The organism is Aurantimonas sp. A2-1-M11 (genome assembly GCF_036549475.1).
In the GTDB taxonomy this organism is placed as follows: domain Bacteria; phylum Pseudomonadota; class Alphaproteobacteria; order Rhizobiales; family Rhizobiaceae; genus Aurantimonas.
Genome location: NZ_JAZHLI010000003.1, coordinates 148,704 through 171,108, shown reverse-complemented (window position 1 = coordinate 171,108; position 22,405 = coordinate 148,704). Strand labels below are relative to the sequence as shown.

General features: G+C 65.8%; 18 protein-coding genes and 2 pseudogenes. 12 read left to right on the top strand and 8 right to left on the bottom strand.

What is annotated here, in order from left to right:
* Window positions 1–112: 112 nt before the first annotated feature.
* Both VQ042_RS02625 and cysC read left to right on the top strand, forming a co-directional pair.
* Window positions 113–994, top strand: a pseudogene (locus tag VQ042_RS02625) (IS110 family transposase); the annotation flags it as partial.
* A gap of 359 nt (window positions 995–1,353) precedes the next feature.
* Window positions 1,354–1,980 (top strand): adenylyl-sulfate kinase, encoded by a 627-nt coding sequence (gene cysC / locus VQ042_RS02620; protein WP_331815164.1) that lies wholly within the window; start codon window positions 1,354–1,356, stop codon window positions 1,978–1,980.
* Window positions 1,981–2,002: 22 nt separating this feature from the next.
* Here cysC and VQ042_RS02615 read toward each other — a convergent pair whose 3' ends face one another.
* Together VQ042_RS02615 and VQ042_RS02610 are read right to left on the bottom strand one after the other, a co-directional pair.
* Entirely contained in the window at window positions 2,003–2,278 is a 276-nt protein-coding gene (locus VQ042_RS02615; protein WP_331815162.1) for a hypothetical protein, read from the bottom strand.
* Between the two features lie 41 nt (window positions 2,279–2,319).
* Entirely contained in the window at window positions 2,320–2,841 is a 522-nt protein-coding gene (locus tag VQ042_RS02610) for a hypothetical protein (protein ID WP_331815161.1), read from the bottom strand.
* Window positions 2,842–3,149: 308 nt separating this feature from the next.
* On the opposite strand from VQ042_RS02610, the gene VQ042_RS02605 reads away from it, so the two are divergent.
* Window positions 3,150–3,353, top strand: a complete 204-nt coding sequence (locus VQ042_RS02605; RefSeq protein WP_331815159.1) for a hypothetical protein — start codon at window positions 3,150–3,152, stop codon at window positions 3,351–3,353.
* 126 nt (window positions 3,354–3,479) lie between these two features.
* On the opposite strand, the gene metC is transcribed toward VQ042_RS02605, so the two are convergent.
* Window positions 3,480–4,661, bottom strand: a complete 1,182-nt coding sequence (gene metC, locus VQ042_RS02600; RefSeq protein ID WP_331815156.1) for a cystathionine beta-lyase — start codon at window positions 4,659–4,661, stop codon at window positions 3,480–3,482.
* Window positions 4,662–4,879: 218 nt separating this feature from the next.
* Here metC and VQ042_RS02595 point away from each other — a divergent pair, with 218 nt between their 5' ends.
* From VQ042_RS02595 to VQ042_RS02575, 5 genes are all read left to right on the top strand, one after another.
* A complete protein-coding gene (locus VQ042_RS02595; RefSeq protein ID WP_331815153.1) occupies window positions 4,880–5,899 on the top strand; it encodes an amino acid ABC transporter substrate-binding protein in 1,020 nt (339 codons plus the stop codon).
* A gap of 107 nt (window positions 5,900–6,006) precedes the next feature.
* Window positions 6,007–7,197, top strand: coding sequence for an amino acid ABC transporter permease (locus VQ042_RS02590; protein ID WP_331815151.1), 1,191 nt, complete (start codon window positions 6,007–6,009; stop codon window positions 7,195–7,197).
* A 17-nt stretch (window positions 7,198–7,214) separates the two neighbouring features.
* Window positions 7,215–8,714: an amino acid ABC transporter permease gene (locus tag VQ042_RS02585; protein ID WP_331815150.1), complete on the top strand. Its 1,500-nt coding sequence runs from the start codon at window positions 7,215–7,217 to the stop codon at window positions 8,712–8,714.
* Between the two features lie 53 nt (window positions 8,715–8,767).
* Window positions 8,768–9,514, top strand: coding sequence for an amino acid ABC transporter ATP-binding protein (locus tag VQ042_RS02580; protein WP_442880012.1), 747 nt, complete (start codon window positions 8,768–8,770; stop codon window positions 9,512–9,514).
* Window positions 9,515–9,652: 138 nt separating this feature from the next.
* The gene (locus VQ042_RS02575) at window positions 9,653–10,822 is read left to right on the top strand and encodes an AI-2E family transporter (RefSeq protein WP_331815145.1); all 1,170 of its coding nucleotides are present in this window, start codon (window positions 9,653–9,655) and stop codon (window positions 10,820–10,822) included.
* 112 nt (window positions 10,823–10,934) lie between these two features.
* On the opposite strand, the gene VQ042_RS02570 is transcribed toward VQ042_RS02575, so the two are convergent.
* The 3 genes from VQ042_RS02570 to VQ042_RS02560 all read right to left on the bottom strand — a co-directional run bounded on the left by VQ042_RS02570 (window position 10,935) and on the right by VQ042_RS02560 (window position 14,571).
* Window positions 10,935–12,965, bottom strand: coding sequence for an OmpA family protein (locus tag VQ042_RS02570; protein WP_331815142.1), 2,031 nt, complete (start codon window positions 12,963–12,965; stop codon window positions 10,935–10,937).
* A 195-nt stretch (window positions 12,966–13,160) separates the two neighbouring features.
* A complete protein-coding gene (locus VQ042_RS02565) occupies window positions 13,161–14,315 on the bottom strand; it encodes an FAD-dependent monooxygenase (protein WP_331815190.1) in 1,155 nt (384 codons plus the stop codon).
* Between the two features lie 10 nt (window positions 14,316–14,325).
* Window positions 14,326–14,571 carry a zinc-finger domain-containing protein gene (locus VQ042_RS02560; protein WP_331815140.1) on the bottom strand — a complete coding sequence of 82 codons (246 nt, stop codon included), beginning with the start codon at window positions 14,569–14,571 and terminating at the stop codon, window positions 14,326–14,328.
* Between the two features lie 242 nt (window positions 14,572–14,813).
* Here VQ042_RS02560 and VQ042_RS02555 point away from each other — a divergent pair, with 242 nt between their 5' ends.
* The 4 genes from VQ042_RS02555 to VQ042_RS02540 all read left to right on the top strand — a co-directional run bounded on the left by VQ042_RS02555 (window position 14,814) and on the right by VQ042_RS02540 (window position 17,690).
* The gene (locus VQ042_RS02555; protein WP_331815138.1) at window positions 14,814–15,572 is read left to right on the top strand and encodes an alpha/beta fold hydrolase; all 759 of its coding nucleotides are present in this window, start codon (window positions 14,814–14,816) and stop codon (window positions 15,570–15,572) included.
* The gene (locus VQ042_RS02550; RefSeq protein WP_331815136.1) at window positions 15,569–16,444 is read left to right on the top strand and encodes an alpha/beta fold hydrolase; all 876 of its coding nucleotides are present in this window, start codon (window positions 15,569–15,571) and stop codon (window positions 16,442–16,444) included. Before VQ042_RS02555 ends, VQ042_RS02550 begins: the two co-directional genes overlap by 4 nt.
* A 141-nt stretch (window positions 16,445–16,585) precedes the next feature.
* The gene (gene cysE / locus VQ042_RS02545; RefSeq protein WP_331815133.1) at window positions 16,586–17,410 is read left to right on the top strand and encodes a serine O-acetyltransferase; all 825 of its coding nucleotides are present in this window, start codon (window positions 16,586–16,588) and stop codon (window positions 17,408–17,410) included.
* Window positions 17,411–17,480: 70 nt separating this feature from the next.
* Window positions 17,481–17,690 (top strand): DUF3126 family protein, encoded by a 210-nt coding sequence (locus tag VQ042_RS02540; RefSeq protein ID WP_331815130.1) that lies wholly within the window; start codon window positions 17,481–17,483, stop codon window positions 17,688–17,690.
* 86 nt (window positions 17,691–17,776) lie between these two features.
* Here the strand turns inward: VQ042_RS02540 and VQ042_RS02535 are convergent, their stop codons facing one another.
* Both VQ042_RS02535 and VQ042_RS02530 read right to left on the bottom strand, forming a co-directional pair.
* Complete coding sequence (locus VQ042_RS02535; RefSeq protein WP_331815127.1) at window positions 17,777–18,379, bottom strand: transglutaminase-like cysteine peptidase; 603 nt, start codon at window positions 18,377–18,379, stop codon at window positions 17,777–17,779.
* A 511-nt stretch (window positions 18,380–18,890) separates the two neighbouring features.
* Window positions 18,891–22,405: pseudogene (locus tag VQ042_RS02530) on the bottom strand (hypothetical protein); the annotation flags it as partial.

Below are 22,405 nucleotides of genomic sequence, written 5' to 3'. Positions count from 1 at the left end.
TTGGCTTGTCTGGTTCCTGCAAGCAAGCCAGCCAAAAACGGCGAAACCGCATACGTCCAAACGTCTTTCCGGGTGCGTCGCTTCAACGGCTTAGCCATTATTCAGGGCGGACTGCATAGTGGCGATGGAGGCTTGCGCGAGCGCTCATCACTGGGGACGGGAGATCGGGAAACTCGGCCACGACGTGCGCCTGATCGCCCCTCAATATGTGAAGCCGTTCGTAAAACGGCAGAAGAACGATGTAGTTGATGCGGAGGCAATCGCCGAAGCGGCCTCTCGGCCGACGATGCGCTTCGTTTCCGTCAAGAGTGCGGAAAAGCAGAGCCAGGCGATGCTGATCAAAACTCGTAATCTTTTACTCACTCAGAGAACCCAGACGATCAACGCGCTGCGCGGTCATCTCGCGGAATACGGCGTGATCGCGCCTCAAGGAACTTCGCACATCGGTCAGCTTGCGCTGGCACTAAACGACCCGGACAGGCCCCTTCCGCAGCTGGTCATCGATCTGGGCCGGGAGCTTCTGGATCATCTCGCCATGCTGGACGAACGGATCGATACGTTGAGTGCGCATCTCAAGGTCATCGCGCGCTCGCACGAAGCCTCACGTCAGTTGATGACGATACCCGGTATCGGCCCGATCTGTGCGGTCGCAATCGCAGCGCTCGCTCCGCCGGCTTCGACATTTATGAAAGGGCGCGATTTTGCCGCCTGGTTGGGGCTTACGCCCAGGCAGAACTCTACTGGCGGCAAGACGCGGCTGGGCAAAACATCGAAAATGGGTCAGCGTGATTTGCGGCGCCTTCTGATCATGGGCGCCATGTCCGTGGTTCAACTGGCGGCGCGGCGAGGAGCACCCGATGGTTCGTGGCTCGCGCGTATGCTGGCGCGAAAGCCGAAGATGCTGGTCGCGGTCGCGCTGGCGAACAAGATCGCTCGTATCGCTTGGGCTCTGATGACCCGCGGTGGGGCGTACCGGGCTCCGGCCGCCGCCTGAAGGCGATAGGCTGGAGACGTCGGGAATGCGGCGGTTCTGAGCGGAGGTTTATGGGCGAACAGTCGAAAAGGACGGGATCGGGAAAACCAGGTTAGCTCGGAGCGCTTCAAGCGCGCAAAGTCGAATTGGACCCGATCTTCGAACTATCCATAAGGGCCCGCGGCGTATGAAAGCCGCATCATGAGGCCGGACACACGACGGAACTCGACCGCATTGCTCATTCCAAAGCTAAAAACCGCTTGCATTCCGGGGGGCGTCCACACACGAGCTGAGTTGCCGTCGGTGGCTGGTCTCAAGGTGAGTGCTCGGCCATCGCACGGGCCCAGCCGGTCTACGCCTGCCGAGGCTGAAGCAGCGACATGACCGCATTCGGACGCTCCCCCGCGACGAATGTCCGATGGCAGAGTTTCGATCTCGACAAGCGGCGACGCGCAGCCGCCATGGGCCAGACGCCGGCGGTGATCTGGTTCACGGGCCTGTCCGGCGCGGGCAAGTCGACGATCGCCAATCTCGTCGAAAAGCGCCTGTTCGAGCGCTGCCGGCGCACCTATCTCCTCGACGGCGACAATCTGCGCCATGGTCTCAACCGCGATCTCGGATTCTTCGACGCCGACCGGGTCGAGAATATCCGCCGCGTGGCCGAGGCAGCGAGGCTGTTCGTGGATGCCGGCCTGATCGTACTCGCCTCGTTCATCTCGCCGTTCCGATCCGACCGCCGGATGGCGCGGGAGCTTTTCGACGATGGCGAGTTCATCGACGTCTTCGTCGACACGCCACTGACCATCGCCGAGCAGCGCGATCCGAAGGGTCTGTACAAGCGCGCCCGCGCCGGGCTGATCAAGGACTTCACCGGGATCGACAGCCCCTACGAGGCGCCGCAGAACCCGGAAATCCGTCTGAGCGCAGGTACCGGTGAGCCAGAAGCCCTGGCACACCAGGTGATCGCTTATCTCGATCGCAGCGGCTACTTGGAACGGCGATCCTGACGGCGTCACTCGCGCAGCATTCTCAGTGCCAGCCGAAACGCTCGCGAAGCACATTGGGGATCATCGACGCCAGACGCTCCATCTGCGTCTCGGTCATATCCTCCCGCCAACTGCTGCTGTCACCCCTGCGAAAATGCGTCGCTTTCGATTTCTCGACCAGTTTCAACGGAGCGTCGATCTCATAGAAGTCGAGAATGGAGCGAAGGTAGGAATCCTCCTGTCCCCGCAGTTCGTCATGCGTCTTCAGCAACAGTTCGAACGCAGGGTCCCGATCGACGATATCGAGCCAGTCGACCATCCAGTTGATGCAGGGCCGACAAAATGACTCGATGAAGTGATCTATCTGCTTGACCCGTGGAGGGGAGAGGAACTCGGCAGGCATTTCCACGGCGACCCGGCTGAGACGCTCTTCCGCGGAGGGATTCTGACCATACGCTGTGCGAAAGTGAAACCAGCTTGCAAGGGCCGCGCGCGGTCGCGGAAATGGACCACTGCCTTGTCAATTCCTGCATATTTCAGCGCGGCAAGATTGGCGACATCGGGCTCCATGTGGGAGGCGGAGACCATTCCGCCTTTGGCAAAATCAACCGCCATCGATTCCCATACGATGTTCTTGGGGAAAGTCGGAGTGACCATTACCGACGTAAAGTCGTAGCCGAGTGATTGGCGCAAAGCCTGGGTAATATAGACCGTTCCGCTCTTGGGCAGCGTCACAACCATGATGCTCGGCTTGCCCATCAAAGAGGGATCTATCTCCTCGCGCGAGACGGGACCGGTGACCATTCGAAGATAGTTGAGACGCGGCTGCACTTCTTCGTACGCCGATCGATAGCCTTCACGCTCCGACCGGAGTTGTCCCACCTCTCCTTCCAATTGTTCCTCAGAATGGATCCGCCGCACGTGCAGGCACGCCCGGAGGTGGGTACCGGAGTGCCGGATCGACGCAGGCCGGTCAAGCGCCGGGGACACATTTGCGGCATGCTCCGTCAACCGGCCGGCTTCAGGGAGCATTTTCCCCGGCCAATGCGGCGCGTCGGGCACAGGTTGCAGGGGTTTCCGGGCGTATGATCGCTTTCGCGCCCTTCACGTTCCAGCCACCATCAATCTTCATCGGCTAGAGAGGAGGGTGTGGGCATCATCGGCATGCAGACCACACTTGGAGGCAGACGATGTTTCAGTCACGTTCGACGATCCTGGTGGATCAGTGCAAGGCGGCCATGGCGGGCGACTTCCGCCACCCGGCCAGCGTGATGAACATGCTGGGGATAGACTACGAATATGCACAGGACGATCCGCGGGTGGACGTGCGCGTCTTCCACGGATGCACCAATGTCCCACGGGGACTGCCGTCCTACGTCCGCGCCATCGGCTGACACGCAAGGCCGCTTCCTGTCGTTTTCGGGCAGGGCGAGGCGTCGGCTCCGCATTACCTGGAGCGCCGCGTGTCCGACGGGACGCACAAGGCACGCCAGGCTTCGCGGATCCGGGTGCGAGCAGGATCAGCCGGCCGCGACTGCCGCGAAGCCGGCCTCCAGATCGGCCTGAAGGTCGGCAACGTCCTCGAGCCCGATCTGCAGCCGGATGAGCGAGCCGGCGGCCGGTCCCCTGGCGATGGTCCGGTCGGCGAGCGCGGCGGGAACGGCCAGGCTCTCGTGGCCGCCCCAGGAATAACCGAGCCCGAAGACGTTCAGCGCATCAAGGAAACGCTCGGTCGCCTCCGCGTTGCCGTCGAGCGCGAATCCGAACAGCCCGCTCGCCCCCTTGAACTGCCGGCGCCAGAGCGCGTGGTCGGGGAAGGAGGGCAGGGCCGGGTGCAGGACCTGCAGGACGTCGTCGCGCCCTTCCAGCCATTCGGCCAGCGCCAGCGCGGACGACTGATGGCGCTCGAGCCGGATGCCCATCGTCTTCAGACCGCGCAGCACGAGATAGGTGTCGTCGGGTGCGCCGTTGACGCCGATCTGCATCTGCGTGTCGCGCAGTTGCGCGAAGGTCGTCGCGTTGGCCGACACGCTGCCCATCATCAGGTCGGAATGGCCGCCGGGATATTTCGTCAGCGCGTGGATCGACAGGTCGACGCCGTGATCGAGTGGCCGGAAGAAGATCGGCGTCGCCCAGGTGTTGTCGAGCATGGTCACCGCGCCGCCGGCATGGGCCGCGGCGCAGACGGCGGCGACGTCCATGATCTCGAAGGTGTTGGAGCCCGGCGCCTCGAGGAAGACGACCTTGGTCTCGGGGCGCATCAGTTCGGCGATGCCGCCGCCGATATGCGGATCGTAATATTCCACGTCGACGCCCATGCGCCGCAACGTCCCATCGCAGAAGCGGCGGGTCGGGAAATACACCGAATCCACCACCAGGCAGTGGTCGCCCGCCGACAGGAACGCCAGCAACGGCACGGTGACAGCGGCCAGTCCTGACGGGACGACGATCGTGCCGGTGGCCCCCTCGAGTTCGCTCAACTGGTCTTCGAGAGCCTTGGTCGTCGGGGTCCCCGACAGGCCGTAGCTGAACGGCGCGCGCGCTCGGTTCTTCAGTTCCCTGGCCGTGGGGAACAACACGGTGGAGCCGTGCATCACCGCCGGATTGACAAAGCCATGCTGGGTATGGGGATCGAACGGGCCATGGGTGAGCTGCGTGTGGATGCCCGGCTGGACCGGGGTCTTCGGTGTGCTGGTGCTCAATTTTTAGTCTTCCTGATTGTTCGTAATGCGTAGATTGCCGTAATGGTCAGAATCGATAGGAAAAAAACATCACCTGCTTGACCTGCCCAAATTTATGACATGTGATCGTCGGCGCTACGTGAAGATGCGTGACCGAAGCGGTTCAAGCTAAGGTAGGCGCATCTTTCCTCGCTAACGACAAGAGTTAAACTCAAATCCATGCCTGGAAAGGTTTCCTGATGACACTCAGACTTTTGACCGCCGTACTCGGCCTCTCGGTTGCCGGACTGGCAGTCAGCGGTGCCTCCGCTCAGACGCTTCAGACCGTCAAGGATCGCGACGTGCTGCGCTGCGGCGTAAACACGGGTCTGCCGGGCTTCGCGTCGCAGAACGATCAGGGCGCCTGGCAGGGTCTGGACATCGACTACTGCAAGGCGGTAGCCGCAGCCGTCTTCGGTGATCCGTCCAAGGTCGAGTATTCGCCGCTTTCGGCCGTTCAGCGCTTCCCGGCGCTTCAGAACAGCGAAATCGACATGCTGGCCCGCAACACCACCTGGACGATGGACCGCGACACGACGCTCGGCCTGACCTTCGCCGGCGTCAACTACTATGACGGTCAAGGCTTCATGGTGAAGAAGGATCTGGGCGTGAATTCCGCGCTCGAACTGTCCGGCGCGACGGTCTGCGTGCAGAGCGGCACGACCACCGAGTTGAACCTGGCGGATTATTTCCGCACCAACAACATGGATTACAACCCGGTCGTCATCGAGTCCCAGTCGGACGTGAACTCGGCCTATGACAGCGGCCGCTGCGACGTGCTGACCACCGACGCGTCGGGCCTTGCCGCCTCGCGCCTCGAGATGGGCAATGCCGAAGAGCACGTTATCCTTCCGGAGATCATCTCCAAGGAGCCGCTCGGCCCGGCCGTGCGCCAGGGCGACACGGAGTGGTTCAACGTCGTGAAGTGGACGCATAACGCGCTGCTGAACGCCGAGGAACTGGGCGTCACCCAGGAGAACGTCGAAGAGATGAAGACCTCGGAGAACCCGGAAATCCGTCGTCTTCTCGGACAGGACAAGAACTTCGGCGAGTCCATCGGGCTGCCGGCTGATTGGGCCGTCAACGTCATCACGGCCGTCGGCAATTACGGCGAGATCTTCGAGCGCAACATCGGCGTCGAGACGCCGCTCGAGATCGCCCGCGGCCAGAACGCCCTGTGGACCAAGGGCGGCCTGCAGTACGGCATGCCGATCCGCTAAGCTTCGAAAGCCGGGCCGGGCGCTTCGCGCGTCCGGCCTGCCCGGCATGGCCCACTGCCCCAGCGGCGGCCGGGGATCGACACTTTCCGTAACGCCCGGGAGCGTAGATGACCGTCGAAACCCATTCGGTGCCGCGTCAGGGCGGCGGGGCTCGTTTCCTGAACAATCCGACCGTCCGCAGCATCGTGATCCAGGTCAGCCTGGTGATCGGGCTGACGCTCTTCACCTGGTGGATCGTCGACAACACGGCGCGCAACCTTGCGGCTGCCAACATCGCGTCCGGCTTCGGCTTTCTCGACGAGCGGTCCGGCTTCGATATCGCCATCACGCCCTTCGCCTATTCGAGCAATGCCACCTATGCCGACGCGCTGCTGATCGGCATCGCGAACACGCTCGTCGTGGCGATCAGCGGCATCATCCTGGCAACCATCGTCGGGTTCCTGGTCGGTATCGGCCGCCTGTCGCGCAACTTCCTGATCCGGTCGCTGTCGACCGTCTATGTCGAGACGTTCCGCAACATCCCGCCGCTGCTCGTCATCCTGTTCTGGTATTTCGGCGTTCTGTCGGTGCTCAGCGGTCCGCGTGGCGTCGAAGAGAGCCCGGTCGGTGTGTATCTCACCAATCGCGGCCTGCAGATTCCCGCCGTCCTGTTGCAACCGCTCGCCTGGGCGACGGTGGCAGCGTTGGCCATCGGAATCGTCGGGACCATTCTCTATGCACGACACAGCAGGAAGCGGCAGTTCGCCACGGGCGAGCGCCTGCCGGTGCTCTGGCCCGCCATGGGAATGATTCTCGGCCTGCCGGTCCTGGTGTTTCTCGTCACGGGCATCCCGGCGACACTGGAGTACCCGACCGCGACCCGCTTCAATCTGGCGGGCGGCATCCAGGTCCGTCCGGAATTCATTGCGCTGTGGCTTGCCCTGTCGATCTACACCGCGGCCTTCGTTGCCGAAATCGTGCGGGCCGGCATCCTGTCGGTATCCAAGGGCCAGACCGAGGCTGCGTCGGCCCTCGGGCTCACCCGCGGCAAGCTGCTGCGGCTGGTGGTCGTGCCGCAGGCCTTCCGGGTGATCATTCCGCCGCTCACCAGCCAGTATCTCAACCTGACCAAGAACTCGTCGCTCGGCCTGGCGATCGGCTATCCCGAACTCGTCGCCGTCGGCTCGACCGTCCTCAACCAATCCGGCCAGTCGATCGAGATCGTGGTGATCTGGATGACGGTCTATCTCGGCCTGTCCATCACGGTGTCGCTCATCATGAACTGGTTCAATGCCAAAATGGCGCTCGTCGAGCGATGACCGGGGGCGAATAGACCATGGAAGAACAAGTCGCCCGTTTCGTCTCGACCGAGGAAAAGCTGCCGCTGCCGCCGCCGCCCAGCGAGGTCGGGTTCATCGGCAATGTCCGACGCAACCTCTTCGCCACGCCCATCGATACGGTCCTGAGCATCCTCGCCGGGGCGTTCATCGTCTGGGCCGCACTCAAGATCGTCGACTGGGCCTGGTTCAGCGCCGTCTTCACGGGTGAGGATCGCACGGCGTGCCTCCCCGAGGAGGGCGGCCATGGCGGGGCCTGCTGGGCCTTCGTCAGCGCCAAGTTCGGTCAGTTCATGTATGGCGTCTACCCGTTCGGCGCGCGCTGGCGCATCGATCTGACCGTGGTTCTGCTGGCGTTGTTGGCCGCCGGGCTGGCGATCCCGCGGGTGCCGCACAAGCGGCTGAACGCGATCCTGCTGTTCGGGGTGTTTCCGTTCGTGGCGCTCGTTCTGCTGACGGGCGGCGAGTTCAGCTTCGCCGGCGGCACGGTCGCCTTGATCTTCCTCGTTGCGGCCATCGCCACGCTGAGCAGCGCCCTGGCGAAGCCGGACGTGGATGTCTCGCATCCGCCGATGAAGATCGCGGTCGGTCTCGCCGGGGTCTCGTTTCTGCTGCTGCTCGTCTCCGCCGCCGTCGATGCCGATCTGTTCCGCTTCCTCGGATACCGGTTTTCCATCCTCTCGGTGGTGGCATTCCTCGCCGCGCTGCTGGCCATCGTCCTGGCCGTCTGGACCGGATTTCGTGCCGGCTCGGAAGGCGTGGGGCTGTTAGGCCTGCTGATGCCGACCATCGCGGCGATCGCCTTCATCGTGCTGATGACCGGCGATTTCGGGCTGCAGGAGGTCTCCACCAATCTGTGGGGCGGGCTGATGGTGACCCTCGTCGTGGCGGTCAGCGGTATCGCCGCCTCGCTGCCGCTCGGCATTCTGCTGGCCCTCGGGCGACGCTCGACGATGCCGGCGGTGCGGCTGTTCTGCATCGTGTTCATCGAATTCTGGCGCGGCGTGCCGCTGATCACCGTCCTGTTCATGGCGAACTTCATGCTGCCGCTGTTCCTGCCGGAGGGTGTCAGCTTCAACCAGCTCCTGCGGGCGCTGGTCGGCGTTGCGCTGTTCTCGGCCGCCTACATGGCCGAGGTGATCCGTGGCGGCCTGCAGGCGATCCCAAAGGGACAATACGAGGGCGCCGACGCCATGGGGCTGACCTACTGGCAGAAGATGCGGATGATCGTCCTGCCGCAGGCGCTCACCATGGTGATCCCCGGCATCGTCAACACCTTCATCGGGCTCTTCAAGGATACGAGCCTGGTCTACATCATCGGGCTGGCCGACCTTCTCGGGACGGTCCGGCGCGGCTTCAACGATCCGGACTGGATCACCCCGAGCACGCCGGCGACCGGGCTTGTCTTCGCCGCATTCATTTACTGGCTGTTCTGCTTTTCCATGTCGCGCTACTCGATCTACACCGAGCGGCGACTGGATACCGGACACAAGAGCTGAAGGATCCTTCCATGGCCGTCGATATCGACACCCAGCCGGACGCCACCAATCGCATGGCGGTCTCTGACGAGATCGCCGTCGAACTGCTCGGCGTGAACAAGTGGTTCGGCGAGTTTCACGTGCTGCGCGACATCAACCTGACGGTGCACCGGGGGGAGCGGATCGTCGTCTGCGGACCCTCCGGCTCCGGCAAGTCGACGATGATCCGCTGCATCAACCGGCTGGAAGAGCACCAGAAGGGCCGCATCGTCGTCGACGGCATCGAGCTGACCAACGATCTGAAGAAGATCGACGAGGTCCGGCGCGAGGTCGGCATGGTGTTCCAGCACTTCAACCTGTTCCCGCATCTGACGATTCTCGAGAACTGCACGCTGGCGCCGATCTGGGTTCGCAAGATGCCCAAGAAGAAGGCCGAGGAGGTGGCGATGCACTACCTCTCGCGGGTCAAGATCCCGGAGCAGGCGCATAAATATCCGGGGCAGCTCTCCGGCGGCCAGCAGCAGCGCGTCGCCATCGCCCGCTCGCTGTGCATGAGCCCCAAGATCATGCTGTTCGACGAGCCGACCTCGGCGCTCGATCCGGAGATGATCAAGGAAGTTCTCGACGTCATGGTCGGCCTTGCGGAGGAGGGCATGACGATGTTGTGCGTGACCCACGAAATGGGTTTCGCGCGGCAGGTCGCCAATCGCGTCATCTTCATGGATGCCGGCCAGATCGTCGAGCAGAACGAGCCCGAGGCGTTCTTCACCAACCCCCAGCACGAGCGCACCAAGCTCTTCCTGTCGCAGATCCTCCACTGATCCGCCGGCGTCGGGTCGGTGCCGGGCCTCCGAAATGGTTTCTGCGCGATCGGCGAAATGTCGCTGGATATCGCTCACGGGCGGGGAACCTGTTCTTGATCAGGCCGTTGGTGCTGGTCTGACTCCGGGGGATGCGCCTTGACTGAACGAGCTAGTGAGGCGCGCAAGGAGAAGCGGCCTGCAACGGGGTCGCCGACGATCGGTCTGGTCACCAATCAGCATTTCGAGGCCGGTCCGCGCTGGGCCCTGATCGGCATCTTCTTCATACTTCTGTTCGGCGCGCTGTACCTGACGGCGAGTTTCGTCCTGCCGGTGATCATCGCGCTGCTCTTTGCGCTGGTGATGAGCCCGGTGGTACGCTTCATGCGTCGGCGGCTGAAGATCTGGGAGCCGGTCTCGGCCCTCGTGCTGGTCGTCGGTGCGATGGTGACGCTGGTCTTCGGCTTCTACATGCTGAGCGACCCCATCACGAACATCGTCAACGATGCGCCGCGCTACGCCCAGGCCGTGGACAAGGAACTGCGTTCGGTTCAGGAGCGCTTCGCGAGGTTGCAGGCAGCCCAGGAGAACGTCGAGGACGCAGGGGGTGACGAGAACCGGCTGAACGACGACGAGCCTGAAGAAGTGGTCGTCAAGAATCCCGGTCTTCTCGACAACGTCACCTCGGCTGCGCCGCAGATCCTCGCCTCGGTCGGCTTCTCGCTGGTATTCCTGTACTTTCTGCTCGCCTCCGGCGACCTGTTCTACCAGAAGCTCGTGCGCGCCATGCCGACACTGGCGGACAAGAAACGGGCACTTAACATCGCCCACGAGATCGAGCGTGAATTGTCGCGCTACCTCTTCACCATCACGCTGATCAACATCGCACTCGGTGTCATCATCGGCACGCTGCTCTGGTGGGTCGGCATGCCGACGCCGATCATTTTCGGCGCGCTGGCGACGCTCCTGAACTTCATTCCCTATATCGGCGCGCTTCTCGGCATGTTCCTTGTTGGGGTCATTGCGCTGGCCGAATTCGGCAGCCTGTCCAACGCGCTCGCGCCGGTCCTTGTCTATCTCGCCTGCACGACGGTCGAGGGGCAGCTTGTGACCCCGATGATCGTCGGACGGCGCCTGGAGATGAATGCCGCCGCGGTGTTCCTGTCGGTGGCCTTCTGGGGCTGGATCTGGGGCGTCGTGGGAATGTTCCTGGCCGTCCCCGTCATGGTCGCCTTCAAGGTGCTGGCGAGCTATGTCGAGCCGCTCGGTCCGTTCGGGGATTTCCTGTCTGTCGCGGCCAAACGCCCGGTCGTCGACGACGACGACTGACGATCGGCGAGGGGCCGCGTGCCACCTTTCGTCTTCCTGCATTCCACATGTCGATACGAAAACGGCGGCCCGCGGGCCGCCGTTCTGCATTGTGTCGTGTGAACCGCCCGGCCTATCGCTGGGCGGTGTTGATCGGCTTCACAAGCGGGGTGATGCGGCGGACGGTCACGCGCCGGTTCTCCCGGTTCTCGGCCTCCGTATCCACCTTCAGGTCCGATTCGCCGTAGCCCTGGGTCACGAGGTTTTCCGGGGGCACTTCGAAATACTCGGTCAGCGCCGTTGCCACGGCGTCGGCCCGCTCGTCGGAGAGGGCGAGATTGGCGCGCTCGCTGCCGACCGCATCGGTGTGGCCCTCGATCAGGAAGGTCTCGTCCGGGTTCTCGTTGATCACCCGGGCGATGGCATCGGCAAGCGCCTGCAGATCGCTGACCTCTTCCTGGCTGATGTCCGCCGAGCCGAAATCGAAGTTGATCGTGCTCAGATCGATCCGGCGCACCTTGTCACGGATGCGTTCCGAACGGCGGACCTCGTTCAGCGAGTAGATCCGGTCGACCGTCTCGACCGGCGGTGCGACGATGGTGCGATAGTAGAGATCCTCGTCGGGATCCGCGACGTCGACGATGTAGTCCTCGCGCGGAATCCGCAGGTCGAGCGGCGGCAACTCGGCACCGACGTCGCTGTAGTAATAATCGTCCTGGCCGACATCCTCCTGATAGGGATCGTAGAACAGCACGACCTCTTCCCCGTCCGGCATGATGCGCGAACGACGCACCACGTCGCCGTAGCGGTTCGTGATGGTAACCACCTGTACGCCGTTCGGACGCACGACCGTTTCGCGCGTACGATCGCCACCCAGCCGGTCGTAGTATCGCTCCTGGGCGTCGACCGCGATGCGGTCGTCGTCATTGCCGCGAAGGAAGTAGGCTGCGGCACCTCCCGCAAGCGCACCGGCGGCGCCGGCACCGACAATCGCCAGGATGTCGCGGTTGCCGACGCGGTCGACGACTTCGACGCCCGGCGGCAGCGGCGCCTGCTGGTTGACGGTGTTGTTGTTGACGACCGTATTGTTCGTCGTGGTCGTGTTGTTGATCACCGTGTTGTTGTTGGTGGTGCTTCCAGCAGCGGCCGGTGCTTCGATCCGCTCGCCTTCCTCGGCGGTGATCGGCGTCATTTCGACCGGTTCTGCCAGTTGCTGGACGCGCGCATCGCTGGCGGCGACGCCGCCTTCCGGCACGGCTTCCGTCTGCATGGTCTCATCCACCGCCTCGGGCTGGGATTCCGGCGCGGCCAGCTCTGCCTCGGCGGCAGCTTCGTCAGCGGGCTGCTCGGCCGCGGCGTCTGCTGGCGTCTCTTCGGCTGGTGCGGCTGCTTCAGCGGGTTCGCCCGGTTCAGCATCCGTCGGAGCGGCGTCTGCGCCGGTCTCCGGCTCGGCGGCACCTTCCAAGGTGTCCGACTCGGCCGCATCGTCCGCGGTATCCGGCTGGGCTTCGGCGGCAGGATCGGCCGGCGCAGCCTCCGGTGCCGGCTCGGCCGGGGTTGCCGGAGCGGTCTCCTCGGGAGCCGTTTCCGCCGGGGGCTCGGCGTCGGACGCATCCGGCTCCTCGACCACAGCGTCGGCTGGTGCCTCGGCGGCGGGCTCTTCCACCGGTGCCTCGGCTGCAGGATCGCTTACCTCAGGCTCTGGCGCCGGTGCCTCTTCCTGAGGAGCAGCTTCCGCAGGGGCTTCAACTGGCGTCTCGGCTTCGGCCGGAGCCGGCTCTTCCACAGCGGGCTCTTCGACTGCCGGTTCTTCGGCGACCGGCTCGGGAGCAGGCTCTTCAGCGGCCTGTTCGGGCTCTGGCGGTGCCTCCTGGGGCGGTGCCTCGGGTGCGGGCTCGGGCGCTGCCGGGGGCTCCTCGACGGGTGCCGGTGTGGGCTCCGCGGCGGGCTCCTCTACGGGCGCGGCCTGTTCTGCAGGCGCCGCCTCCTCGGGGGCAGGCGCTTCGGGAGCCGGAGCCGCCTCCTGCGGCAGCAATTCTTCGGCCTGCGCAAGGCGTATGGTGGCAGCATTCTGTGCGTAAGCAGCGATCGGCCCGCTGATGGCTGTCGAAGCCGCCAGTGCGGCAACACCGACGAACCTGCCAGTCCTGTTACTTTTCGGCATGTAAATGACCTTTTCGAAACCGTCCCTTGCAGCTTTGAGAGAGTGCACGGCTCGTCATGCGGTCCGGTGCCAGTCCTCCCGCCCGATGTGTTCGCGATCCGGTCTTCCGGTGCAGACACGTCTAGGCATGACAGGAACGCCCCATCGGTCGCGCTGTTCCCGCGGGCGCTTCGTGGGCGACACGTAATCGACGTGTCAGCCGCGCGGCGGGTACCAGTCGTAAAGCCAGGCAAGATCGCGCGCGAGGCTGTCCGGCGACCGTCTGGCAAGCACCGCATTGCGGGCGAGGCTGAGCGGGAACGGCAGGTGATAGACCCGGCGGTGAAAGGCGACCCGGGCCCGGACCCTGTCGATCCGGGGCCGCCGCTCGGCCTCGTATCCGCGCAACGCTGCCGGCAGGCTGGGCGCCCGGTCCAGATGATCGGCGAGAACCGCCGCATCCTCGATCGCCATGGCCGCGCCCTGGGCGGCGTAGGGCAGCATGCCATGGGCCGCGTCCCCAATCAGGATGAGGCGGTCGTCCAGATGGCGCCAGGAACGCTGCGGTGGAACGCCCTTGAGCGGCCAGGCGGTGAAGCTGCCGACAGCCGCGATCATCGCGCCAAGCCGGCGATCCCAGCGGTCGAAGCGACGCGCGAGATCCGCTGCGTCGGTCATGTCGGTCGCCGGTTCGATGAGCACGAGATTCGTTTCCCGGCCGCCGGCTATCGGATAGGCGACGGCGTGGCGTCGCGGACCCAGCCAGGCTTCGATGCCGGCCGGGGGCGGCAGGGCGGAAAGGTCAGCAATTCGTCCGCGCCAGGCAAGGGCACCCGTGGCCACCGCTTCGCCCAGACCGAGCATCCGTGAGATCGGCGAATTCACCCCGTCCGCCGCGATGAGGAGCGGCGCATGGAGCGATCCGTCACCGCCGGCGGCCGATATGTCTGTCCGGATGCCGCCACCGTGTTGCGTGACGCCGGTGATCCCGGTGCCGAGGCGCAGATCGACGAGGGGCGAAGCGGCGACCGCGTCGGCCAGCCAGGCCTGCAGGTCGGCGCGGTGGATGGACAAATACGGCGTGCCGTCGTCGGCCGCGACCGGCACCGAGGCAATCGGGCGCCCCGTATCGCCGCGCCGCAGCGTCACGGTCTCCGCCACGGTGCCGCGCGCCTTCAGATCGTCCAGCCGGCCGAGGCGCGCCAGGACCCGCAGTGCGTTGGGCGACAATTGCAGGCCGGCACCGACCTCTTCGAGCCGCGGTGCACGTTCGACGACGATCGACGCGATGTCGCGGCGCGCCAGTTCCAGCGCCATCGTCAGGCCGGCCATGCCGGCTCCGGCGACGACGACCGGGCGCGCGCGCTCGATGGCGCCTATCTCAGGCGGCCTTCTCTTCGAACTGGCAGCCCGGAGGGATCGTGTCCCCGCCCTTCAGCGTGGAATTGTAGCGGTAGAGGGTCGAGCAATAGCCGCATACCATTTCACCCTCGTTGCCCATGTCGAGATAGACATGCGGATGGTCATGCGGCGGGTTGGCGCCGCAGCACATGAATTCGTTGACGCCGACCTCGATCAGGTCGTGTCCGGCATCGTTCTGGAAATGGGGGATCGTGTGCCCGGCCATTGCGGCTTGCCCTCGGCTCGGTTGCGCTATGGCGCGGACCATAATGGCGCCGGCGGCGAATGAACAGGGGGTGGCGAAACCGCTGCCATGGCTCTACAGCATCGGCGCGAAAATCGGAATCGATCGTCCGAAAGCGCGATGGGCCGGCGCGACATGTCAATGGCACGTTTCGTGCGTCCTGTCGGACCACGGCGCCGCGAAGCGCGTGTGATGTGATCGCGAAAACCACGGGAATGGCTGCCATGGACACCTTCACCAGCGACGATCTGCAACTGGCCTACACCGATACGGGCGAGCGGGAACGGCCCGCCATCCTGCTGGTCCATGGCTTTGCATCGTCGATGCGGGTCAACTGGATCGACACCGGCTGGGTCAAGACGCTCGGCGATGCTGGCTATCGTGTCATTGCCTTCGACCATCGCGGCCACGGCCGCAGCGCCAAGCCGACCGATGAAGCGGCCTATACGCCACAGAAGATGGCCGGCGACGTCTTGGCGCTGCTCGACAATCTCGACATCCCGCGAACAGCGATCTTCGGCTATTCCATGGGTGCGCGGGTCTCGGCGTTCACCGCGCTCGCGGCGCCGGAGCGCATCTCGCAGATCGTCTTCGGCGGCCTCGGCATCGGCCTGGTCGAGGGCGTGGGCGACTGGGACACGATCGCGGCTGCGCTGCTTGCGCCGTCCCTCGACGACGTCACAGACCCGCGCGGCCGCATGTTCCGGGCCTTCGCCGATCGCACGCAGAGCGACCGCCATGCGCTGGCTGCCTGCATCTCCACATCGCGGCAGGAGCTGAGCGAGGCCGAGGTCGGAAGGATCTCCCAGCCGACGCTGATCGGCGTGGGCACGAGCGACGACATTGCCGGTTCGGCCGACAGGCTGGCCGCGCTGATGCCGAATGCCCGGGTCTTCGCCATCGAGGGCCGGGATCACATGCTGTCCGTCGGCGACCGCACGTTCAAAGCGGAGGTCGTGCGCTTCCTCGGCGAGAAGACGTGATCCCGACACCGGTGCAGCGGACCGGCGCTGCCGGCAACCGGCTTGTCGCCGACGCTTACGGTGCGGACGGCCATCCGGTCCTGATGCTGCATGGCGGCGGCCAGACCCGGCAGGCCTGGTCCCATGTCGCCGGCCGGATGGCCGCGCGCGGCCTGTCGCCCATCGCCGTCGACCAACGCGGCCACGGCGACAGCGAATGGATCGCCGGCGGTGGCTACACCTTCTTCGATTTCGGCTCCGATGCGGGTGCGCTCGCCGAGACGGTCGCGACCGAGACAGGCATCCGGCCCGTGGCCGTCGGCGCCTCGCTGGGCGGCATCGCCAGCCTGCTGGCGCAGGGCCAGGCAGACCGCTTTGGCGCGCTGATCCTGGTGGACGTGACGCCGAGCCTCAACGCGGACGGTGTCGCCCGCGTCCACCGCTTCATGACTAAAGGTCTCGCCGATGGCTTTGGCAGCCTGGACGAGGCGGCCGCGGCGGTGGCCGACTATCTGCCGAACCGCCGGCCCACGGGGTCGTCGAAGGGGCTGGCGAAGAATCTGCGGCTGTCGCCGGACGGGCGCTATCGCTGGCACTGGGACCCGGCCTTCATCGATGGTCCGAATAGCGTTGCGACGCGCCGGGACGCGGCGCGCGCCGAACTGGTCGCTGCCGCAAACGCCCTCGACATCCCGACGCTTCGGGTGCGGGGCGGGCGCTCCGATATCGTCACAGAAGCCGAAATTGCCGAGTTCCGCCAGCTCGCGCCGTCGGCCGAGTTCGTCGACATTGCCGGCGCCGGGCATATGGTGGCGGGCGACCGCAACGATGTCTTCGGCGACGCGGTCCTCGATTTCCTCGCGCGCCACGGCTTTGCGGCCGGCCCGCCCTGAGCCGTCCCGGCGCGAAGAACCAGGGGGTGCGGGCGCGGGGACCAGCGGTTCGGACGCCGTGGCTTCCCCTTGCGGCGTCGCGCGCCTATCTTCGCGCAGGAGTGTGCGCCAATTCGGCCAATCCCCGACTGGGAGAATCCCATGAGCAGCATGAGCTCGCAAACCCACGACAAGCTCCAGGCCGTCGATCCGATCTGGGCTCAGGTCCGGCTTGAGGCCGAGGACGTCCTGGCGCGCGAACCGGTCCTGTCCGGCTTCATCTACCCGACGATCATCAATCAGCGCAGCCTTGAGACCGCGCTGATCCACCGCGTCTCGCAGCGACTCGACCATCCCGACCTGCCGGCCGTCACCATCGCCCAGGCCTTCGCCGACATGCTGGAGGCCGACGACAGCTTCCGCGCGACGCTGCGCACCGACATCCAGGCCGTCTACGACCGTGATCCGGCCTGCGAGCGCTATCTGGAGCCGCTGCTCTACTTCAAGGGTTTCCACGCCATCCAGACGCACCGGCTGGCCCACTGGCTGTGGAATGCGGGTCGGCGCGACTTCGCCCTCTATCTGCAGGCGCGCTCCTCGGCGGTCTTCCAGACCGATATCCACCCGGCCTCGCGCATGGGGCGCGGGATCTTCCTCGATCACGCCACGGGACTGGTCGTCGGCTTCACCGCCGTGATCGGTGACAACGTCTCGATTCTTCAGGACGTCACGCTGGGCGGCACCGGCAAGGAATTCGGGGATCGCCATCCCAAGATCGGCAGCGGCGTCCTGATCGGGGCAGGCGCAAAGATCCTTGGCAACATCCGCGTCGGTGAATGCTCGAAGATCGCTTCGGGCTCGGTCGTCCTGAAGGAAGTGCCGCCACACACCACCGTTGCCGGCATTCCGGCACGGGTGATCGGCTCGGCCGGCGATTGCGACGAACCGGCCCGGGCGATGGACCAGTGCTTCGAACGGGGCGATTGAGCGGCGTCAAGGATTGAAACGCGAGACTCGCGCCTAGCTACAGGCGTTCCAGACGATCCAGGAGAATGCCGTGAAGCCCGACGAAATCCGCAAGCTCGAAGCCTATCTCAGAAACAGCTTCAAGACCGCCGACATCAAGGTGCGCGCGCTGCCCAAGAGTGCCGACTCCGCGGAGGTCTATCTGAACGACGAGTTCGTCGGATTGCTCGCCAAGGATACCGAGGAGGGGGAGTTGTCCTACCATCTCACCATGACGATCCTGGACATCGACCTCGAATAGGCCGCGCGGAGTTTCCATCCGCCACAAACAGAGAGCCGGCCGCGAAAGCGGCCGGCTCTCTGCATTCAATCGTCTGTCGGATCGCCTTAGCGAACGCTGCCGACCAGGAGGTTGCGGTCGTCGGCGATGGCCAGCCACTTGCCGGCGTGCCGCTCGGACTGGCGCTTGAGATACTGGTAGTCGGTGTCGGTCCAGGCCAGCACGCGACCGTCGAGATTGTCGAGGACGTAGTCGCCCTGGTCGGTGCGAACCGTCAGCACCGCATGGCCGTCGCCATTGGGCTGGCGCACCACGGTGATCAGCAGGGCGGAGGCCGGGATGCCGGCCCGCTCCAGCATGTACTGCTTGAGCAGCGCGAAATCCTCGCAGTCGCCCTGCACGGTCGGGTACGACCAGACTTCCGGCACGCCGTGCATCTCCTCGTCGGTACGGGGAAAGATGCTGGTGTTGACGGCGTTGTTCACCTCGACGATCTGCGCCCAAGCCTCGCGGGTCAGCTTGACGACGGCAGCTGTCCCATTGCGGGTGCAGGTGCTGGGATAGCTCTTGCAGAACTCATAATGGCCGACCGGCTGCGATGTCTGGCCGGTCGTGGCCATCGCCGGCGCGGCGCTGGCGCCTGTGGTCCCCGCGCCGACGGCGAGAAGAACCCCGGCTGCGATCGTGACCTGCTTGATGACGTTCTGCATGTGCTTTCTCCTCGTTCGTGAGAGGAGAATGCGCGTTCCGTTTTACTTTGACGCGAAATGTAGCATCCGCATTTGCATCAAAATTTAGGCGTCTTGTTACAGGCTATACTTGACGTTTGTTGAACGCGGATCGGCAAATTGTGGCGGTGGCGTTCGCCTTTCGGCAACCATGTCGGGGCGGTCCGCGGGGAGACGCTGATGGACGGGAAACACGGGGGCCGGGGCTGTGCGGGCCCGGCGCACAGGTGTCGGCGCCCCTGCTCGGGCTCAAACAGCGCCGAGACCGACCGCGCCGTGGCGCGCCTGACAGTGTCTTGCGGTGCCGCTGCGCACGCTGGACCGGTGTCCCGGACAACGGGTCACGGACTGCCGATCGGGTCGCAAGCCTTAACGCGCGACGCCGGACCCGCGTGGCACCGTCAAAAAAATTCGGCCGCAGGCGAAAAAAACACCTGCGGCCGAGCGGTCTTTCGGAGCGGGCGCCCCCAGGCGGCCCGCGTCGTGCTGTCGATCAGGCGTCGAACCGACCCGATGCATGCGCCAGCATGGTGTAGACCTTGCCAGTGTCGGAGGTGAGGTAGGTCCGGCTGCGCGCATTGTCCGGATCGCTCTTGGCGATGTCGGCCAGAAGCGTCTCGAAGTCGCCGATATAGCGATCGACCGCCGCACGGAACTCCGAGTCGCGCTGATACTTGCGCCGGATCTCGTCGAAGGTCTGCTGCCCCTTCATCGTGTAGAGGCGCCGGGTGAAGACGTTGCGCTCACCCTTGCGATAGCGCTCCCAAAGCTCGATCGACGCCTTGTGGTCGATCGCCCGGGCGATATCCACCGACAGCGAGTTCAGCGATTCCACAACGTGGTCCGGCGAACGGCCCTCGGCGGGTGCCTGGTTCCGGTCCTGGCCGCCGGCAGCGGCAGACGGCTGGACCGGGGCGTCGTCCTCCTCGTCCTGGGAGGCGCGGCGCAGCAGGTCCGAGACCCAGCCGCCGGATTCGGCGGTGCCGCGATCGGCGGGCGGCTCGGGCCGGGCGGCGGGCGTTGCCGGACGGGCCGGCGCACGCAGCGGCGCCGACGGCGTTCGCTGCTGAGCAGGCGCAGGTGCCGGGGGTGCCGCCGGGCGGGCCGGGGCTTCGCTGCGCGGCGAGGCTGCCGGCGCCTGGGTGCGGGCCGGCGTGTCGTAGTTCGAGCCACGCAGGTCATGGGCCAGATTGCCGTCCGTCATGAACGAGGCCGCGATCTGGTCCTCCACCTCCTGTTCTTCTTCCGCGGTAAAGACCGGCGGCTTGGGCTGGCGTGCCACGGCGGGCGCGGCAGCCTGGCGCGGCGCGGGCCGCTCATGGGCCGTCGCCGTCCGCGCGTGGGCCTCGGCAGGCGCTGGCGTGCGCTCCGGGCTGCGGCTCGAGACGTCGAAGGCACGGCCCGACTGGGAGACGACATCCGACAAATCGCGCAATGCGCGGATCTGGTCGGCGACGGCCCGGCGCATGGCTTCCGTGCTCTCGCGGGTCTCGTCCGGCAGCTCGAACACGCCGCGCTTGATGTCGCTCCGGGCTGCCTCCAGTTCCTGCCGGATTTCCGCCGCGGTGCGACGGATCTCGGCGGTCGCCCCGTCGAAGCGTGAGCTGGCGTCCTCGATGACCGACTGGATTGCCTGGCGCATCGCCTCGGCGGTGGCACGCGAACGCTCCTCGGCGGTCTGCAGTTGGCGATCGGCCGCGACCAGCGTCTCGCCCATTTCGCTCGACAGGCGCGACGAGATCAGGCGCGAGCGCTGCTCCGTGCGATCGAACAGGCCACCCATCAGCTCTTCGAAGGAGTGCAGCAGCGTGCCGATCTCCTCGGAGCGCTTGACGAGGCCGGTCGACAATTCCTCGATCCCGCCATGGCCCGTCTCGAGGGTGTTTCGCAGATTGGCCTCGCCCGCCTCGATGAGCTGCACCGCCTCGCTGAGAACGGCGCCGTGGTCCTGGAACCGGTCGGCGATGGCCGAGACCTTGGAGAAGGCCGTCATGGACAGCTTGTCCAGCCGATCGACATTGCTCTCCAGCAGACGCGAGGAGAGGGAGATCGAGTTGGAGGCTTCCTCCGTCTCCTGGCTGAAGCGTGCGCCGGATTCGCGCAGGGTCTCATCGATCGCCCCCAGATTCTCGGCGGCTTCGTCGACCAGGCCGCGCAGCGCGCCGCTGGTCTGGGACAGCCGGCCGACCAGCGAACCGATCTCCTGCTGGAGGCTGTCGCGGAGATCGGACACCGCGCCGACAGCGCTCGCTGTCTTGTCCTCGAAGCTGCCGATGATGTCGCCGGAGGAGCGGTTGAGGGCTTCGACCACCTCGCTTGCCCGGTGACCGAGGGCCGAGACCAGCGCCGCGTTCTCGCTGCGCAGCCGGTCGGATGCGTCGCGCGTCGTCGCCTCGATCATCTGGGCCAGCTCGGTGCCGTTGTCGCCCAGGCGTTCGAACACCGGCCGCACTTCCTCGTCGAGAATGCGGCTGATTTCGGCGCTGCGCGCGCTGAGCAAGGTGGCCAGCGTCCGGGTGCGCTCGTCGATGTCCTCGCCCATGACCCGGGCCCGTGCCGCGATGACGCGGTCGGCCTCGCTCATGCGGGTCGACAGGTCCTGGCCCAGCGAACCGGCGCTTTCCAGAAGCTCGTTGTGGGCCCGCTCGGTCTCGACCTGGATGGCGGCCGAGATCGACGCGAACTGGCTGGCGAGTTCGCCGCCCTGGGCGAGCATCAGCTCGCGGGCGCTCTCGGCGTCGCGGTGGAGGGTCTGCGACGCTTCGGTGACGTCGCCGCGCAGCTGGCTGGCCACGGCATGGACTCCGTCGTGCATGGACTGCGAGGCATTGGCCAGCTCGTCGCGGATAAGGCGGGTCGCCTCTTCCAGATCGCCGCGCAGGACATTGCTCGACAGCATCTCCGAAAGCTGGGCGGTAACGCCGCCGAGTTCCTCGCTGAAGCGGGCGGCCCGCTCTTCCAGCGTCGCCGCCACGCGTTCCGTCTCGCCACGGATCTGGTAGGAGGCGCCCGAGAGACGGCGGGTGAAGCCCTCGGTGTTCTCGCGCAGGGCCAGTTCGGCCGCTTCCGTCATCTCGCGCATCCGCGCCGTGGCGGCCTCGACCTGCTCGGCAATTGCGCCGGCATCGGACACGAAGCGCTCGCGGCCCGCGTCGCCGGCCGAGCGGATCTGTTCGCCCGCCTCGCCGAACTGGACGGCGAAGTCGCGCGTGTTGCGCTCGAACTCGCTGGCGATGGTCGTGGAGATGCCCGCCAGACTATCGGCCAGCGCAAGCCGCTGTCCGGCCAGTCCTTCGCGCACTTCCTCCGTCTCGCTGCGCAGCGTGCCGGAAATCTCGGTGATGGTGCGGGCCAGTTCCTCGGCCTCGGTTGCAAAGCGCGACCGCGACTGCTCGGACAGGGAGCGGATGACCTCGGCGGCGCCGCTGATGTTCTCGGCAATGCGTCCGCCTTCGCCGACCAGCGTCGTGCTGGCTTCGGCAGCGCGTCCGGCGAGATCGTCGGCCAGCGACGCAAGCCGCTCGGCCAGGCGATCGGCTTCGCCGGCGATGCGCAGACGCGCTTCCTCGCCGGAGGCCTGGAACAGGCGATCGATGCCCGAGACGCTCTCGGCGATCTTGGCCGTCTCGCCTTCGAGGCCTTCGCGGGCCTGCTTCGCCTCCAGGCTCATGGCCGTCGTTGCCTCGGCGATGGCGTGGCGCAGGGAGTCGGCGATCTTTGCGGTGGAGGTGTTGAGCGTGCGCTCGACATTGCCGAGGCCGCGCTCCAGCGCCGACGAAATCGCTTCGGAGCGCTGGTCGATGGCACCGGTAAGCGAGCTGGAACCGGTCTCCAGCGCGGTGAGAAGATCGTCGCGGCGGGCTTCCAGCGAGGTCGAGACGTCACCGACGCTCTGCTCGATGGCGCGGCGCACGTCGTCGGCCCGGTCGCCGAGCGTGGCGGAGGCCGAGCGTGCGGCCTCCTCGACGATGGCGGCAAGGCTGTCGCGGCGCTCCTCGAGTGCCGAGG

What these genes read in the sequence shown, in the direction of transcription:
- cysC (WP_331815164.1), top strand. Translation starts at nt 1,354, where the DNA reads ATGACCGCATTCGGACGCTCCCCCGCGACGAATGTCCGATGGCAGAGT.
- VQ042_RS02615 (WP_331815162.1), bottom strand. Translation starts at nt 2,278, where the DNA reads ATGGTCGACTGGCTCGATATCGTCGATCGGGACCCTGCGTTCGAACTG.
- VQ042_RS02605 (WP_331815159.1), top strand. Translation starts at nt 3,150, where the DNA reads ATGTTTCAGTCACGTTCGACGATCCTGGTGGATCAGTGCAAGGCGGCC.
- VQ042_RS02595 (WP_331815153.1), top strand. Translation starts at nt 4,880, where the DNA reads ATGACACTCAGACTTTTGACCGCCGTACTCGGCCTCTCGGTTGCCGGA.
- VQ042_RS02590 (WP_331815151.1), top strand. Translation starts at nt 6,007, where the DNA reads ATGACCGTCGAAACCCATTCGGTGCCGCGTCAGGGCGGCGGGGCTCGT.
- VQ042_RS02585 (WP_331815150.1), top strand. Translation starts at nt 7,215, where the DNA reads ATGGAAGAACAAGTCGCCCGTTTCGTCTCGACCGAGGAAAAGCTGCCG.
- VQ042_RS02580 (WP_442880012.1), top strand. Translation starts at nt 8,768, where the DNA reads ATGGCGGTCTCTGACGAGATCGCCGTCGAACTGCTCGGCGTGAACAAG.
- VQ042_RS02570 (WP_331815142.1), bottom strand. Translation starts at nt 12,965, where the DNA reads ATGCCGAAAAGTAACAGGACTGGCAGGTTCGTCGGTGTTGCCGCACTG.
- VQ042_RS02560 (WP_331815140.1), bottom strand. Translation starts at nt 14,571, where the DNA reads ATGGCCGGGCACACGATCCCCCATTTCCAGAACGATGCCGGACACGAC.
- VQ042_RS02555 (WP_331815138.1), top strand. Translation starts at nt 14,814, where the DNA reads ATGGACACCTTCACCAGCGACGATCTGCAACTGGCCTACACCGATACG.
- cysE (WP_331815133.1), top strand. Translation starts at nt 16,586, where the DNA reads ATGAGCAGCATGAGCTCGCAAACCCACGACAAGCTCCAGGCCGTCGAT.
- VQ042_RS02535 (WP_331815127.1), bottom strand. Translation starts at nt 18,379, where the DNA reads ATGCAGAACGTCATCAAGCAGGTCACGATCGCAGCCGGGGTTCTTCTC.